The 14,854-nt window shown below is 60.1% G+C and carries 15 protein-coding genes and 1 pseudogene; 12 read left to right on the plus strand and 4 right to left on the minus strand.

Annotation, left to right across the window (positions count from 1 at the left end):
• From AC1DTN_RS05560 to AC1DTN_RS05575, 4 genes and pseudogenes are all read left to right on the plus strand, one after another.
• Positions 1–588, plus strand: a pseudogene (locus AC1DTN_RS05560) (potassium/proton antiporter); the annotation flags it as partial.
• Between the two features lie 81 nt (positions 589–669).
• Complete coding sequence (locus AC1DTN_RS05565; RefSeq protein WP_037103765.1) at positions 670–1,872, plus strand: phosphoglycerate kinase; 1,203 nt, start codon at positions 670–672, stop codon at positions 1,870–1,872.
• Positions 1,873–2,086: 214 nt separating this feature from the next.
• On the plus strand, positions 2,087–3,112 hold the full coding sequence (locus AC1DTN_RS05570; RefSeq protein WP_113320872.1) for a class I fructose-bisphosphate aldolase: 1,026 nt from the start codon (positions 2,087–2,089) through the stop codon (positions 3,110–3,112).
• Positions 3,113–3,273: 161 nt separating this feature from the next.
• Positions 3,274–4,194, plus strand: coding sequence for a PhzF family phenazine biosynthesis protein (locus AC1DTN_RS05575; RefSeq protein WP_113320873.1), 921 nt, complete (start codon positions 3,274–3,276; stop codon positions 4,192–4,194).
• Between the two features lie 7 nt (positions 4,195–4,201).
• Here AC1DTN_RS05575 and AC1DTN_RS05580 read toward each other — a convergent pair whose 3' ends face one another.
• Positions 4,202–4,369 (minus strand): hypothetical protein, encoded by a 168-nt coding sequence (locus tag AC1DTN_RS05580; RefSeq protein ID WP_439016506.1) that lies wholly within the window; start codon positions 4,367–4,369, stop codon positions 4,202–4,204.
• A gap of 175 nt (positions 4,370–4,544) precedes the next feature.
• Here AC1DTN_RS05580 and AC1DTN_RS05585 point away from each other — a divergent pair, with 175 nt between their 5' ends.
• From AC1DTN_RS05585 to rcdA, 3 genes are all read left to right on the plus strand, one after another.
• Positions 4,545–5,825 carry an MFS transporter gene (locus AC1DTN_RS05585; protein ID WP_113320874.1) on the plus strand — a complete coding sequence of 427 codons (1,281 nt, stop codon included), beginning with the start codon at positions 4,545–4,547 and terminating at the stop codon, positions 5,823–5,825.
• 122 nt (positions 5,826–5,947) lie between these two features.
• Positions 5,948–6,139 (plus strand): DUF1192 domain-containing protein, encoded by a 192-nt coding sequence (locus AC1DTN_RS05590; RefSeq protein ID WP_477920079.1) that lies wholly within the window; start codon positions 5,948–5,950, stop codon positions 6,137–6,139.
• Positions 6,140–6,513: 374 nt separating this feature from the next.
• Positions 6,514–7,029, plus strand: a complete 516-nt coding sequence (gene rcdA, locus AC1DTN_RS05595; protein WP_037103737.1) for a protease adaptor protein RcdA — start codon at positions 6,514–6,516, stop codon at positions 7,027–7,029.
• Between the two features lie 135 nt (positions 7,030–7,164).
• Here rcdA and rpmE read toward each other — a convergent pair whose 3' ends face one another.
• Entirely contained in the window at positions 7,165–7,386 is a 222-nt protein-coding gene (gene rpmE, locus AC1DTN_RS05600; protein WP_007826526.1) for a 50S ribosomal protein L31, read from the minus strand.
• Between the two features lie 193 nt (positions 7,387–7,579).
• On the opposite strand from rpmE, the gene AC1DTN_RS05605 reads away from it, so the two are divergent.
• The 5 genes from AC1DTN_RS05605 to AC1DTN_RS05625 all read left to right on the plus strand — a co-directional run bounded on the left by AC1DTN_RS05605 (position 7,580) and on the right by AC1DTN_RS05625 (position 12,686).
• Positions 7,580–9,382 carry an ABC transporter transmembrane domain-containing protein gene (locus AC1DTN_RS05605; protein WP_113320875.1) on the plus strand — a complete coding sequence of 601 codons (1,803 nt, stop codon included), beginning with the start codon at positions 7,580–7,582 and terminating at the stop codon, positions 9,380–9,382.
• 135 nt (positions 9,383–9,517) lie between these two features.
• A complete protein-coding gene (locus tag AC1DTN_RS05610; RefSeq protein ID WP_113320876.1) occupies positions 9,518–10,507 on the plus strand; it encodes a Bug family tripartite tricarboxylate transporter substrate binding protein in 990 nt (329 codons plus the stop codon).
• 158 nt (positions 10,508–10,665) lie between these two features.
• On the plus strand, positions 10,666–10,854 hold the full coding sequence (locus tag AC1DTN_RS05615) for a YegP family protein (protein ID WP_113320877.1): 189 nt from the start codon (positions 10,666–10,668) through the stop codon (positions 10,852–10,854).
• Between the two features lie 232 nt (positions 10,855–11,086).
• Positions 11,087–11,428, plus strand: a complete 342-nt coding sequence (locus AC1DTN_RS05620) for a YciI family protein (protein ID WP_113320878.1) — start codon at positions 11,087–11,089, stop codon at positions 11,426–11,428.
• Between the two features lie 7 nt (positions 11,429–11,435).
• On the plus strand, positions 11,436–12,686 hold the full coding sequence (locus AC1DTN_RS05625; protein WP_113320879.1) for an RNA polymerase sigma factor: 1,251 nt from the start codon (positions 11,436–11,438) through the stop codon (positions 12,684–12,686).
• Here AC1DTN_RS05625 and AC1DTN_RS05630 read toward each other — a convergent pair.
• Both AC1DTN_RS05630 and AC1DTN_RS05635 read right to left on the minus strand, forming a co-directional pair.
• Positions 12,667–13,695 carry a peptidoglycan -binding protein gene (locus AC1DTN_RS05630; protein WP_113320880.1) on the minus strand — a complete coding sequence of 343 codons (1,029 nt, stop codon included), beginning with the start codon at positions 13,693–13,695 and terminating at the stop codon, positions 12,667–12,669. The two genes, AC1DTN_RS05625 and AC1DTN_RS05630, sit on opposite strands and share 20 nt — an antisense overlap.
• Positions 13,696–13,698: 3 nt before the next feature.
• On the minus strand, positions 13,699–14,799 hold the full coding sequence (locus AC1DTN_RS05635) for a MotA/TolQ/ExbB proton channel family protein (RefSeq protein ID WP_113320881.1): 1,101 nt from the start codon (positions 14,797–14,799) through the stop codon (positions 13,699–13,701).
• Positions 14,800–14,854 lie beyond the last annotated feature (55 nt).

Below are 14,854 nucleotides of genomic sequence, written 5' to 3' on the forward strand. Positions count from 1 at the left end.
GTCAAGGACAGCCCGGTTCTTCGCGGCGAGCGCATCCCGCGCTGGGCAGCACCCTCGCTCGTGATCCGAGACGGCAAGTCGATGCGTTATCAATATGCCGGCCGCCTCAGGGAAAACGATCTCGTCTACCTTTTCATCGCACCCAGCTATTCGCGCCTGCTCGACCGGCTCTTCGCCAGCCGCGCACCTGTTGATGAGGACGACGCGGAATTCTTCGGCGCCTTCGCGCTGTCGCCGGCCCGTCCCGCCGCCGATCTCGATGCTGCCTATGGTCCAGGCCTTCTCAATGAATCCGAGAAGGGTCTGACGATCGCCGAACTGATGAAACAGCGCCTCGGCGGCAAGGCGGACTATGCCGATCGCGTCCGTCTCGGCTCACTCATCCTCATCGTCCGTGATCTCGACGACCAGGATCACATCACCTCCGTCGGCATGTCGTTGGAGGCAGTGGAGCCTGCCATTACGCTGCCGATCTTCATCAATCTGCACGAGATTATCCAGCGCACCCGCGAGCGTATGAAGGGCCGCAAAAAGCATGAGGCAACGGCTGCGGAAAGCGCTGCCGGACGTGACGAAAGCCCGCGCTAAAACGGCCGCCGACTGCCTTGCGTCTCCCCCGATCCTTGCTATGGTCGGCGCAATTTACGCCAACCACGAACGGATCCTCCCATGGCAGCTTTCAAGACCCTCGACGACCTCAACGATATCGCCGGCAAGCGCGTTCTCGTCCGCGTCGACCTCAACGTCCCGGTCAAGGATGGCAAGGTTACGGACACGACCCGCATCGAGCGCGTCGCGCCGACGATCCTTGAACTGTCGAAAAAGGGCGCCAAGGTCATCCTGCTCGCCCATTTCGGCCGCCCGAAGGATGGCCCCTCGGCAGAATTCTCGCTTTCGCTGGTTGCCCCCTCCGTCGAGCAGGTGCTTGACCATGCCGTGTTGACAGCATCCGACTGCATCGGCGAGGCAGCCGCTTCCGCCGTCGCGAAGATGAACAATGGCGATATCCTGCTCCTTGAAAACACCCGCTTCCACAAGGGCGAGGAAAAGAACGATCCTGATTTCACCAAGGCGCTCGCCGCAAACGGCGATATCTATGTGAACGACGCCTTCTCGGCCGCGCACCGCGCCCACTCCTCCACCGAAGGTCTTGCCCATCATTTACCGGCTTATGCGGGGCGCACCATGCAGGCCGAACTTGAGGCACTGGAAAAGGGCCTCGGCAACCCGGTCCGTCCGGTCGTCGCAATCGTCGGCGGTGCCAAGGTCTCCTCCAAGATCGACCTTTTGATGAATCTCGTGAAGAAGGTCGACGCGCTCGTCATCGGCGGCGGCATGGCCAACACCTTCATCGCCGCCCGCGGCACCGATGTCGGCAAGTCGCTTTGCGAGCATGATCTCGCCGATACCGCCAAGCAGATCATGATCGAAGCCGCCACTGCCGGCTGCGCCATCGTTCTGCCGGAAGACGGTGTCGTCGCCCGTGAGTTCAAGGCAGGTGCCGCCAATGAGATCGTCTCCATCGAAGCCATTCCTGATGATGCCATGGTCCTCGATGTCGGCCCGAAGTCGGTCGATGCCGTCAAGGCTTGGATCGAACGCGCCACTACACTCGTCTGGAACGGTCCGCTCGGCGCCTTTGAAATCGAGCCCTTCGACGCAGCGACCGTCGCCGCCGCGAAATATGCCGCCGAGCGCACCAAAGCCGGCAAGCTCACGTCAGTCGCAGGCGGTGGTGATACGGTCTCGGCGCTGAACCATGCCGGCGTTGCCGAAGAGTTTAGCTATGTTTCGACCGCAGGCGGCGCCTTCCTTGAATGGATGGAAGGCAAGGAGTTGCCGGGTGTGGCCGTTCTCTCCGCTAACCGATAAGCCGATTCGGCAGATATTCCAGCAGGATAGACCGCGGAGCAAACGCTTCCGCGGTCTTTTGCCCAAGAAGAGAAAAAATTCCCGAACTTTCAAACGATTGAAATCATTTCAATCGTTTCAATGACTTAGCACTCCCTTTTTTCTCCCTATAAACTTCTGTTATCCGGGTTCTATATTATCAAATTCTACCGGGTTTCATTGTGGAGAGAACGAGATGAGCGAACGACTGGAAGACATTGCAGTTAAGATGGTTGCTGGTGGCCGGGGCCTGCTTGCAGCCGATGAATCGACCGCTACCATCAAGAAGCGTTTCGACGCGATCAATCTTGAATCGACGGAAACCAGCCGGCGCGATTATCGCGAGATGCTCTTCCGCTCCGACGAAGCGATGAAGAAGTACATCTCCGGCGTCATTCTCTATGAGGAAACCCTTTTCCAGAAGGCGGCCGACGGCACGCCCTTCGTCGACATCATCAGGACCGTCGATAGCATTCCAGGCATTAAGGTCGATATCGGCGCCAAGCCGATGGCAAAATACCCGGGTGAAACCGTCACCGAAGGCCTCGACGGCCTCGCAGACCGCCTCGCCAAATATTATGAGGCCGGCGCCCGCTTCGCCAAGTGGCGTGGCGTCATCGCCATCTCCCAGACCCTGCCGAGCCGCGGGTCCGTCCGCGCCAACGCCCAGGCGCTGGCTCGCTATGCGGCGCTTTGCCAGGAAGCCAAGATCGTACCGATTGTCGAGCCGGAATGCCTAATGGACGGCAAGCCGGGCGACCACAATATCGACCGCTGCGCCGAAGTGACTGAGGCCACGCTGCGCATCGTGTTCGAGGAACTGGCCGACGCCCGTGTCAGCCTCGAGGGCATGATCCTGAAGCCGAACATGGTCATCGACGGCAAGAATGCCCGCAAGGCCTCCGTCGCCGAAGTTGCGGAGCGTACCGTCCAAGTCCTGAAGCGCACGGTCCCGTCATCGGTTCCGGGCATTGCCTTCCTCTCCGGCGGCCAGACCACGGAAGAGGCCACCGCCCATCTCTCCGCAATCAACTCCGGTTATGAGCTGCCCTGGTTTGTCACCTTCTCCTACGGCCGCGCCCTGCAGGACAGCGCGCTCAAGGCCTGGAACGGCAAGCAGGAAAACGTCGCCGCCGGCCAGCGCGAATTCTCTCATCGCGCCGAAATGAACAGTCTCGCCGCCAAGGGCAACTGGAAGGCCGAACTCGAAAAGGCTGCATGAGCCTTTTGATATTTGAGAAAATGAGACGGACGGCGAACATCTTCGCCGCCCGTTTTATTTGCGCTTGCCCGTCGCGAAGGCGATTTGTCATGGCGACAAGATAATCCTTCGCCGCAATCGCTGGCCTCGCTAATCATGGCGCCTTAACCATTGGAGCCGCCATGAACAGCCTGCCCTACATCACCGTCGACGTCTTCACCTCCACCCGCTTCGAGGGCAATCCGCTCGCGGTCATGAGCGACGCCGGGGGCATCAGCGACGCGGCAATGCAGAAGATCGCCGCCGAATTCGGCTATTCAGAAGTCACCTTCGTGCTTCCTCCGGAAAACCCTCAAAACACGGCAAGGGTGCGCATCTTCACGCCGACGATGGAGATACCCTTTGCCGGTCATCCCAATGTCGGCACTGCCTATGTACTCGGCCAGCAGAGCGAAATCTTCGGCCGCCCCATCGGCGATACGTTGCGGCTCGAGGAGAAGGCCGGCCTCGTCGAGGTCGCTCTGCAGCGCAGCGAAGGTCGTGTCACCGCAGCGACGATCCGCGCTCCACGACCGCTTGAAGTAGAAGACACGATACCCGATGCGGTCATTGCCGGCTGCATCTCCATCGACCCGGCGTCGATCCGCAAGGACACGCATGTCCCGGTTTTCGTCTCAGTCGGCCTGAAATTTGCCGTTGCCGAACTCGAAAGCCTCGAGGCTCTGGCCGCGGCAAGCCCTAATATCAACGGCTTCCAGGCTGCGGCCAGGTCTGTAACCGGCAGCCATGATTTCTCCCTGTTTCTCTACGTTCGTCCCGCCGCTACGCCATGGAAGATCCGCGCCCGCATGTTCGCGCCGCTGGACAACGTCATCGAAGATCCGGCGACCGGCAGCGCTTCGGCAGCCCTTTCCGCCTATCTCGTCTCACTCCTGCCGGAGGCGGACATCAGCCGGCACGTGACCATCGAACAGGGCGTGGAAATGGGCCGGCGCAGCATCATCGAACTTGATGTGGTCAAGAAGGCCGGCACAGTCACCGACGTGACGATCTCGGGAACCTGCGTGCCGGTCATGAAAGGCGAGATCATCCTGCGGGACTGAACCAGTCCTATTGCACCAGGAAATCGCGCACCAGCAGCGCCACCGCCCAGATAGCAAAAGCAATCAGCGCGATTCTCCAGAAATCCATCCGGCGGCGCAGCCCCGGATAGCCGAGCGGCTTGATGATCTGGATTGCCATGGCAAGGATGAGTAGCAAAGCTATCAGCTTTGTCATGGCTTTATTTTTTCCATCTATCAGAATGTCACAGGACGGACATTTTTTCACGCGAACAGAGAATATCTACTCGCCGTAAAGGCATTCCGGGACACAATCAACATTCTTATGGACTGGGCAGATACAGGTCTCGCCTTATGTCCTTTTTCAAAGCGAACACGCCGAGTGTGGGGATATGACAAGAAATCTGCTGTCCGTCGCTGCGCTGCTCTTTGGCACGCTCTTCCTTTTCATGGGCAACGGACTGCAGGGCATTCTGCTTCCCGTACGCGGAAATCTCGAAGGTTATGCAACGACCACACTGGGCCTGCTCGGCACCTCCTGGGCGGCGGGCTTCGTCATCGGCTGCCTTGTCGCCCCGAAGATGGTGCGCCGCGTCGGCCATGTACGCGCCTTCTCCGGCTTCATTGCCATTATCGCCATCATCGCGCTGGTCAGCGGCATCATTATCGACCCGGTCTGGTGGGTCATCCTGCGCGCTGTCACCGGCTTCTCAACCGCTGGCACCTCGATGATCATCGAAAGCTGGCTGAACGAGCGGGCGAACAATGAAAGCCGCGGTGCGATCTTCTCGCTCTATATCGGCATCACCCTTCTTGGCGTCGTGGGCGGCCAGTTGATGATCCCGCTGGAAGACGTGCGCACACCAGTGCTCTTCATGATCTGCGGCATCTTTTACTGCATCGCCATGCTGCCGACGACGCTCTCGACCGCCGCTTCGCCGCAGCCACTGAAAGCGGTGAAACTCGATCTGCCTGCGCTCTATCGCAATTCGCCCGTCTCCTGCCTTGGCATCCTGCTCGTCGGCATCGCCAACGGTGCCTACGGTACACTCGGCGCCGTCTTCGGCGCGGGTGCCGGCCTCTCCGACACCTCGATTGCGGTGATGATGAGTGCCACCATCTTTGCCGGTGCCATCATGCAGCTTCCGGCTGGGCGCCTCTCCGACCGCATCGACCGCCGTTATGTGCTGGCGGCCATGTCAGCCATCGCAGCGCTCGCCGGCCTCCTGATCTTCGTGCTGCACCCCTCGTCCCCTGTCTTCCTGATCGGCCTCGTCATCCTCTACGGCGCCGTCGCCAATACGCTCTATCCGATCGCCGTCGCCCATGCGAACGACTTTGCCGCATCGGAGGATTTCGTAAAGGTCTCGGGCGGCCTGCTGCTTCTTTACGGCATCGGCACCGTCATCGGTCCGACGATCGGCGGTCCGGTCATGTCGATCATCAGCCCGCATGCGCTCTTCCTGGTGACGGCGCTCGCCCATCTTCTGATCACCGGCTATGCCATCGTCAGGAGCCGTATTCGCGCAGCCATTCCGGCAAGCGACCGCGATGCCTACACGACGATCCCGACAGCAACATCTCCTACGCTCACGCCGCAAAGCATGTCGCTTGCCGATCGCGGCTCCAACAAGTCTCCCGAAACCGGCGATCCTGCTGTAAAGTTCGGCTGACGAACTGACGCATGTTGCGCAAACTGTGCAGCGGTTTTGCGATAACGACATGCCGGAAACGGAGACTTAAAGCGTGGAGGCGAATCTGAAAGATCGCGACACGGTTTAAAGGAGGAGCGACAATGAGCTTGATGGATGACGACAGGCCTCAGAAGAAGACTGCACACGAGATCGGCTCCGATCTCTCCCTGCTTTCGGTGGACGAGCTGAAGGCGCGCGTGGAACTCTTGAAAGCCGAGATCGCGCGGCTCGAAGCCGAGGCGACCAAGAAGGCTTCCGGCAGATTAGCCGCCRAAAGCCTTTTCCGATCATAAGACTGTGAACGAGCAACTATTGCTTCGAAATTACTTTCGTTAAGTCTTAAATTGGAACGACATTAATAAAAAATTAAGCTTTATAAGATATTACTCAAGCTGTTCAGATCCTTCTGAACCTCAGACAGTTTTCCAAGCGGTGAATTGGTCTGATTTTTCTCCCTGTTTTACCTTGAGAGCCGCTTTTGCGGCTCTTCTTTTTTGCGCTGCCTTAGACCTTTCCACGAAACTGTGGAGATTAACCTTTTCTTAAGAAACGGCTTGCGCAATTAGGCTAAAGATACCATCTTGAAATCATAAAGACCGGCCTGGGAAACTTTTCCGCGGAAACCGGCGTTACCTGATAGTAGATGCGTGCAACAGGGATTCTTTCGATGTCGGAACTTGGATTGAATACAATCAGTTTTGCGGGCCGCGCTGCCGCATCCTCGCAGTTCAAGACGCTGTATGCAGAGGGCATGTCGCTGGTCGAAGAAACCGCATCCTACCTCGACGGCCAGGGCCGCGCAGCCGCTAAGGTGCTGCCGCGCATGGCCTCGGTCCTTTACGCGGCTGAATCGATGCGCCTGACCACCCGTCTCATGCAGATGGCTTCCTGGCTGCTCCTGCAGCGCGCCGTCAACAATGGCGAAATGTCCCGCGATCAGGTTCTGGCAGAGAAGAATAAGGTTCGGCTCGACGGCTTTAATGTCGACCGCAACGCTCCGGGCTGGGGTGACCTGCCGGAATCCTTCCGCGATCTCGTAGAGCGCTCGCTCCGCCTGCAGAACCGCATCGCCTTGCTCGACCGCGAAATCTATCGCCCGACAGAAGCTGCGATCGTTCCTGATAACCAGAACAGCGTCCAGGCTCAGCTTTCCCTGCTGCAGACGGCCTTCGGCAACAACTGATCTTGCATCATAGAATTTCATGAAGCCGGCCGCGGCAACGCGGCCGGTTTTTTGTTTGCTCACCGGTATAGGCCCGGAAAACAAAAAGCCCGGCACAAGGCCGGGCTTTTGAATATTCCGCCAAGCGGAAGCGAATTAGAGGCCGAGGCCGCCGAAACGCTTGTTGAACTTCGAAACACGACCGCCGCGGTCCATCAGCTGCTGGTTACCGCCGGTCCAGGCCGGGTGCGACTTGGAGTCGATTTCGAGGTTCATGACAGCGCCTTCCGAACCCCAGGTCGAGCGGGTTTCGTACTCGGTGCCATCGGTCATGACTACCTTGATGACGTGGTAGTCGGGATGGATGCCTTCCTTCATGACAATCTTCCTGCGATGCCGGGGTTCAATTTGCCGCAGACAGTTGCGGGGAAAGAACCGATTGAATAAATGAAGCCGCAGTCGTGAAGGCTACGGCTTCCCATTAGGATGCGGTGCCTATACATGAAGGGCGCCGGGATAACAAGGGCCAAGGAGCCGCAATACGCGGTCTTTGAGGGCGATCGGAGACGATTTGGCAGAGCAGGCAGAGCTTGGGGAAAAGAAGTCGCGTTCGCTAAGGCCGCTCGGCAGGTTGACACCTTATGTGGCGCGTTATCGCGGCCTAGTCGCGGGCGCTCTGGTTTCGCTGGCGCTCGCCGCCGTCACATCGCTTGCTATACCGCTTGCCGTGCGCCGCATGATCGACCACGGCTTCACCCAGGCCGATGGTACCTTCATCAACAGCTACTTTGCCATGCTGATGATCATGGCCATCGTGCTCGCCGTCGCCAGCGCTCTTCGCTATTATTTCGTCATTACCATCGGCGAACGCATCGTTGCGGATCTGCGCCGTGACGTCTTTGCGCATGTCACACGGCTCTCACCCTCGTTCTTCGACGTCAACCAGTCGGGCGAGATCGTCTCGCGGCTGACGGCCGACACCACGCAAATCAAATCCGCCGTCGGCGCCACGGCTTCCGTGGCGCTCCGCAACCTGATCCTCTGTATCGGTGCGCTCGGTATGATGATCATCACCTCGCCGAAGCTCTCGAGCCTCGTCATCGTCGCAATCCCGATCATCGTCTTTCCGCTGGTCGCCGGCGGACGATCGGTGCGCAAGCGCTCCCGCGCGGCACAGGATATGCTGGCAGAGGCCTCCGCCTTCGCTAATGAGACGATCGCTGCAACCCGCACCGTGCAGGCCTTCAACGCCGAAACCGCCGCAGCGGACCGTTACGGCTCGGCTGTCGAATCCGCCTATCAGGCCGCACGTTCCGCCGTCTCCTCCCGCGCCCTGCTGACAGGCATCGCCATTACCCTGATCTTCGGCAGCGTGGTCGCCGTTCTCTGGTTTGGCGCCCATAGTGTCCTCGCCGGCACGCTTTCGGCCGGCACGCTCGGGCAATTTTTGCTCTATGCGGTCATCGCAGCCGGCTCGCTCGGTGCGCTCTCGGAAGTCTGGGGCGAGCTTTCGCAGGCAGCAGGTGCAGCTGACCGCCTGACTGAGCTTCTCGACGAAGTCTCGCCGATCACCGCCCCCGCAAATCCGCAGCCACTGCCCTCGCCTGCCCAGGGCCGCGTGGAATTCGACGGCGTGCACTTCGCCTATCCGTCTCGTCCAGGCAAATCGGCCCTGCACGGACTGGATTTCACGGTGCTGCCAGGAGAAACGGTGGCAATCGTCGGTGCATCCGGCGCCGGCAAGAGCACGGTCTTCTCGCTGCTGCTGCGCTTCTACGATCCGCAACAGGGTAGCGTGAAGATCGACGGTATCGACGCCCGCCAGGCAGATCCGGACGCGTTGCGACAGCGCATTGCTATCGTACCGCAGGATGTCACCATCTTCGTCGCCTCGATCCACGACAACATCGCTTTCGGTGTTCAAGGCGCCACGCGCGAGCAGGTACGCACCGCTGCGATCGCGGCCCAGGCCGATGAGTTCATTAATCGGCTGGACAAAGGCTACGATACACAGGTCGGCGAACGCGGCATCACGCTGTCCGGTGGCCAGCGCCAGCGCATCGCCATCGCCCGCGCGATCCTGAAGAACACACCTATCCTGCTTCTGGACGAAGCGACCTCGGCCCTTGACGCTGAGAGCGAAACGCTTGTGCAGAGGGCGCTTGACGGGCTTATGCATGGCCGCACTACGATTGTCATCGCCCACCGTCTCGCCACTGTTCTCAAGGCCGACCGCATTCTCGTCATGGATCAGGGCCGTGTCGTCGAGGAAGGCACACATCAGAGCCTGATCCGGCACGGCGGCATCTATGCAAAGCTCGCCAGCCTGCAATTCGATGCAGCCAACGAGGATGTGCTGGCAGCCGCCAAATAGCTGCCTCATACGTCATCGCGACTAAAGTCTGATCGCATAGCTCCCCGGACGCGGTTGCCTTTGCGGCAACCTGCCCTAACCTCCCTATGCCCGAGGTAGGGCCCTTGCTGTTGAAATCTGTGGGAGGAGATTCGAATGGCGCTTTCTGATATTACCCGTCGCATGAGCCTGGCGCTCGGCCTTGGCCTGCTCGCAGCCGCCACAGGCACGGCCGCATCGGCTCAGAGCTTTCCTGACCGATCCATAACCATGATCGTGCCTTTCGCGGCCGGAGGCTCGACCGATGTCGTCGCACGTATCGTCGCGCAGAAAATGTCCGAAGATCTCGGCCAGCAGGTCATCGTGCAGAATGTTGCGGGAGCCGGCGGCAATCTCGGCGCTGACAACGTCGCGCGTGCTGCGCCGGACGGCTATACGATCCTGATGGGCACTGTCGCCACCCACGCGCTCAATCCGCTGATCCTGAAATCGACGCCTTATGATGCCGAGAAGGATTTCGCGCCGATCTCGTTGCTCGTGGTCGTTCCGAATGTGCTGGTCGTCAATCCGGAACTGCCCGCAAAGAACGTGCAGGAATTGATCGCGCTGCTGAAGGCCGATCCGGACAAATACAGTTACGCCTCATCCGGCAACGGCACGCCGCTGCATCTTTCCGGCGAACTTTTTAAAAGCATGGCGGGCGTGAATATGCAGCATATTCCCTACAAGGGCGCTGGACCGGCACTGAACGACGTCATCGGCAATCAGGTGCCGATCATGTTCGACAACCTGCCCTCGTCGTCTAGCCACATCAAGGCCGGCACGCTGCGGGCACTCGCCGTAACGACCGCCGAACGCGCGTCATCCTTCCCTGATATTCCGACCATCGCGGAATCCGGTATCCCGGGATACGAGACCTATACGTGGAATGCGCTCTTTGCACCGGCCAATACGCCGGCCGATGTGATCACCCGCCTCAACGCCTCCGCCAAGAAGGCGCTGACCGATCCGGCCGTTGCCGAGCGGATGAAGGAATTCAGCGCAACGATCGTCGGCTCCACGCCGGAAGAACTCGGCGCCCACGTGAAGGCCGAGCTTGCGAAATGGAAACCGGTCGTGGACGGCGCCCATATCCAGATGGAATGAGCACCAGCGTGCCGTTAGCCCCTTCTCCCGCGCCCGATCCAACCGGCGGCAATTGGACATCATGCAATTGAATTCTAATTAAGGTAGTGGAAAAGCTCGCAATTCTGGGCTAGCTTTCGGAAGGCTGATGCATGATTTCAGCTTACCAGGAGGGATCCATGTACAGATTTGAAGTTTACAAGGATAAGGCCGGTGAATTCCGCTTCCGCTTCAAGGCGTCGAACGGCGAGACCATGTTCTCGTCCGAAGGCTACAAGGCGAAGGCATCCGCAATGAACGCCATCGAATCCATCAAGAAGAATTCGCCTGGCGCTGAGGTAGTGGATCAGACAAAGGCGGAAGCCTGACTGGAAGCGGAGGCGGCATTAGTCGCCTCCAGCACTTTCCGCTCAGCGTATTTTTCGCACGCATTTCCATCTGATCGATTTTTTTCGACCGCAATGTCGAAATGAGGACGACTGAGACCTCATTGTTTCGGAACGGCTTGAGGCCGCGCCACCGGAGCATTGCAGCATGGGCGAATTCGGCTTTAGATGCTGTCTGCCCGGTCAAACGCCCCTAGAGGATCAGGAGTTTCCGATGCAATACGCACTTATCATCCGTGAATCCGCAGAAGACTTCGTCCGCCGCAGCGACCCTGCCTACCGCGACGGCTGGACGGCCTATACCAAGGCACTGGTGCAAGCCGGGATCTTGACCGCTGGTGCCGGCCTGACCCCGCCTGAGACAGGCACGATCGTGCGTCGCAAGGGCGAGAACCATGATGTACAGGATGGACCCTACCCAGAAGGTAAGGAATCGCTCGGCGGTTTCTACGTGATCGACGTGCCCGATCTCGATACGGCGCTCGAATGGGCCACGCGCGTTCCCGTCTCCGAACAGGGCTCGGTGGAAATACGGCCCCGGCTGCAGGTCGCGTGAGGCCGTTGTGACATCAGATGTGGGCCGTGCCGCCGAGAAGGTGGCACGGCAATCCTACGGCAAGCTCATCGCCTTCCTTGCCGCCCGCTCTCGCGATGTTCCGGCGGCGGAGGACGCCCTGTCTGATGCGCTGGCGGCCGCGTTGCGGGTCTGGCCCGAGCGTGGCATTCCCGACAATCCCGAAGGCTGGCTGCTGACTGCAGCCCGCCGCAACCTCATACAGGCGGCCCGCCATCGAACTGTCCGCGACAATGCCAGCGAAACGATTGCGCTGGCCGTCGAGGAAGCCGAGGAGCGTATGAACGATGCACGAAACGCCGACTTTTCCGATGAACGGCTGAAGCTGCTTTTTGCCTGCACGCACCCGGCAATTGACCGGTCCATTCATACGCCGCTGATGCTTCAGACCGTACTCGGCATTGATGCGAAGACAATCGCACAGGCCTTCGTCGTCTTGCCGGATACCATGAGCCAGCGCCTAGTACGCGCCAAGGTCAAGATCCGCGACGCCGGCATTCCCTTCGCCATTCCCGAGCGGCAGGTTCTGACGGAACGGCTGGCAGGCGTGCTCTCGGCAATCTATGCCGCCTACGGGCTCGGCTGGGACGGTCTCGATGGTGAAGGAGACAGTCGCACGGGCTTAACCGATGAGGCGATCTGGCTTGGCCGCGCCCTCATGACCATTCTGCCCGAGGAGCCGGAGGTCATCGGGCTGCTCTCACTGATGCTTTATTGCGAGGCGAGAAGACACGCGCGACGTGATGGCGAGGGCGCCTACATACCGCTTGAGGAGCAGGATACCGGTCTCTGGAACGAAATCATGATGGCCGAAGCCGACGTGTTGCTGCGCAAGGCGGGCACTTTCGACCGCTTCGGTCCGTTCCAGTGCCAGGCGGCGATCCAGTCCGTCCACACCACGCGCCGCCGGACGGGCGCGACGGATTGGAAGGCGCTCGTCACCCTCTACCGAGCGCTCATCGCGATGAAACCGACACTCGGTTCAAAGGTCAGCCATGCCGCCGTCATTGGCAGGGTCGACGGCGCGGCCCCAGCCATCGCCCTGCTGGACGGGTTGGAACAACCGGGCATCGCCAGCTACCAGCCTTACTGGGCGGTGCGGGCGCATCTGCTGGCAGACCTTGGCGAAAGCGATGCCGCGGCAGAAGCCTACAGGATAGCGATCGGCCTCAGCGACAGTCCCGCCGTCCGCACCTTCCTCACCAGCAAACTTCAGGCCGTTATTTCTCGGTCAGCTTGAGCTCGATACGGCGGTTGGTGGCGCGCGCTTCCGGCGTATCGCCGGGTGCGATCGGCTGGAATTCGCCAAAACCTGCCGCAACGAGCCGGTCTGCGGGCACACCCTGCGCGATCAGAAACTTCACGACCGAAATCGCGCGGGCGGATGAAAGCTCCCAGTTGTCGCGGTAGCGGCCTGAGCCCGACAGCGCGACATTGTCCGTATGCCCGTCAACACGCAGCACCCAGTTGATCTCAGGCGGAATTTCCTTGGCAAGGTCGAGCAAGGCGGCGGCAAGCTTTGCCATTTCCGTTTGGCCATCCGGATTGAGGTCGGCTCCGCCAGACGGGAACAGCACTTCCGACTGAAAGACGAAACGGTCGCCGACGACGCGAATGTTCTCGCGATCGGACAGGATTTCGCGCAAGCGGCCGAAGAAGTCCGAGCGGTAGCGATTGAGTTCCTGCACACGCGCAGCCAGCGCCACGTTCAGGCGGCGGCCGAGGTCGGCGATTTTCGTCTGCGAAGTCTGATCCTTCTCCTCGGAAGCCTGAAGTGCTGCCTCGACAGCAGCGATCTGGCTGCGCAACGCCGCGATCTGCTGGTTGAGGAGCTCGACCTGGCTGAGGGCGCGGTCGCTGACCTGCTTCTGCTCATCGAGCTGCTGCGTCAGCGTTCCGATCTGCTGCTTTGCCGCATTCTGGCCGCCGGTACCGGCGCTGAGAAGCGCCTGCAACCGCGTACGCTCGCCCTCGGCACTCGCAAGCGACGCCTGCAGATTGGCGACGGAATCCTGAAGATCCTGATTGCTGCCCTTCTCGAGCGCCAGCAACTGCGTGAGCTCGTTGATCTGACCGTTCAGACGCGTCAGCACCTCGTCACGACCGCTGATTTCGCGGCTGAGAATGAACTGGCCGACAACGAAAACCGTGAGGATGAACATGATGGCGATGAGCAGCGTCGATAGAGCATCGACGAAGCCCGGCCAGTAGTCCACCGCGCGTTGGCGGCGGTTGCGGCCAAGAGGCATGGCTTACTTGCCCTCGCTCTTTTCGACCTGGCCGGACCGTTCGCGCGCTCTGTCGCTGCCGCGGTCTTGCACACCGATGCGTTCAGCCAGACGATCGAGCGTGCGGCGCATCGCCTTTGCCTCGTCCTGCTGGACCTCGATCCAGTCGCGCAGCATCTGCTGCTCGTTGCGCATGTTCTTGACGAGACCCTGAATGCCTTCGGCAAGGCTTGCCATGGCGGCGACCGACCGCTGGCTGGACGCGCCGTCCCCTTCGGCGACCTTTCGCAGATATTCCGACAGGGCCTTCATATCTTCCGATGAGCCACCAGAAACGCCATCCAGCGCCGGCACCGGAATGTCGGAGCCGACATCGGTAACCGAGGAGAGCCAGTTTTCCAGCTCCGTATAGAAACGGTTCTGGGCACGTCCGGCCTGCAGATCGAGGAACCCGAGGATCAGCGAGCCCGAAAGACCGAGCAGCGAGGACGAGAAAGCCTGGCCCATGCCGGAAAGCGGCATCGCAAGCCCTTCCTTCAGCGTCGAAAGCACATCGCCCGTGCCATTCGAGCCGGCATCGAGCGACTGGATGACAGAGCTGATGGAGCCGATCGTGCCGATAAGGCCCCAGAAGGTGCCGAGCAGGCCGAGGAAGACGAGAAGGCCGATAAGATAGCGGGAAACGTCACGCGATTCGTCGAGGCGGTTGGCAATCGAATCCAGAATGGAGCGCAGCGCGGTGGTCGATAATGCAACCCCGGACCTGCTACGATTTCCAATCAGCGCCCGCATCGGCGCAAGCAGCCGCGGATGGCGGTTCACCTTGTCGGCACTGCCAGCAGCACGGAAAGAATTGAACCAGCGTACTTCCGGGCGAAGCGACAGGACATGATTGAAAACGAGAATGATTCCAACGGCAAGAACGCCGACGATGAGACCGTTCAGGCCCGGATTATGCATGAAGGCAGTCTGCGTCTGCCGGAACAGGATCGCCGCGATGAAGCCCACGATGATGAGGAACAACACCATCGTCCAGAAGAACGACATGGGGCTGGAGAGTTTGTAAGTGTAGCCACCGGCCGTCTTCTCGGTCGAGCCGAACTCGGCCACATTCACATTTTCCATAGGTTCCTCGGCCTCCGGACTCATTACAGCCGAAGACTAGATCAACATTGTGCCG

The organism is Rhizobium sp. 01T444 (assembly GCF_056398305.1).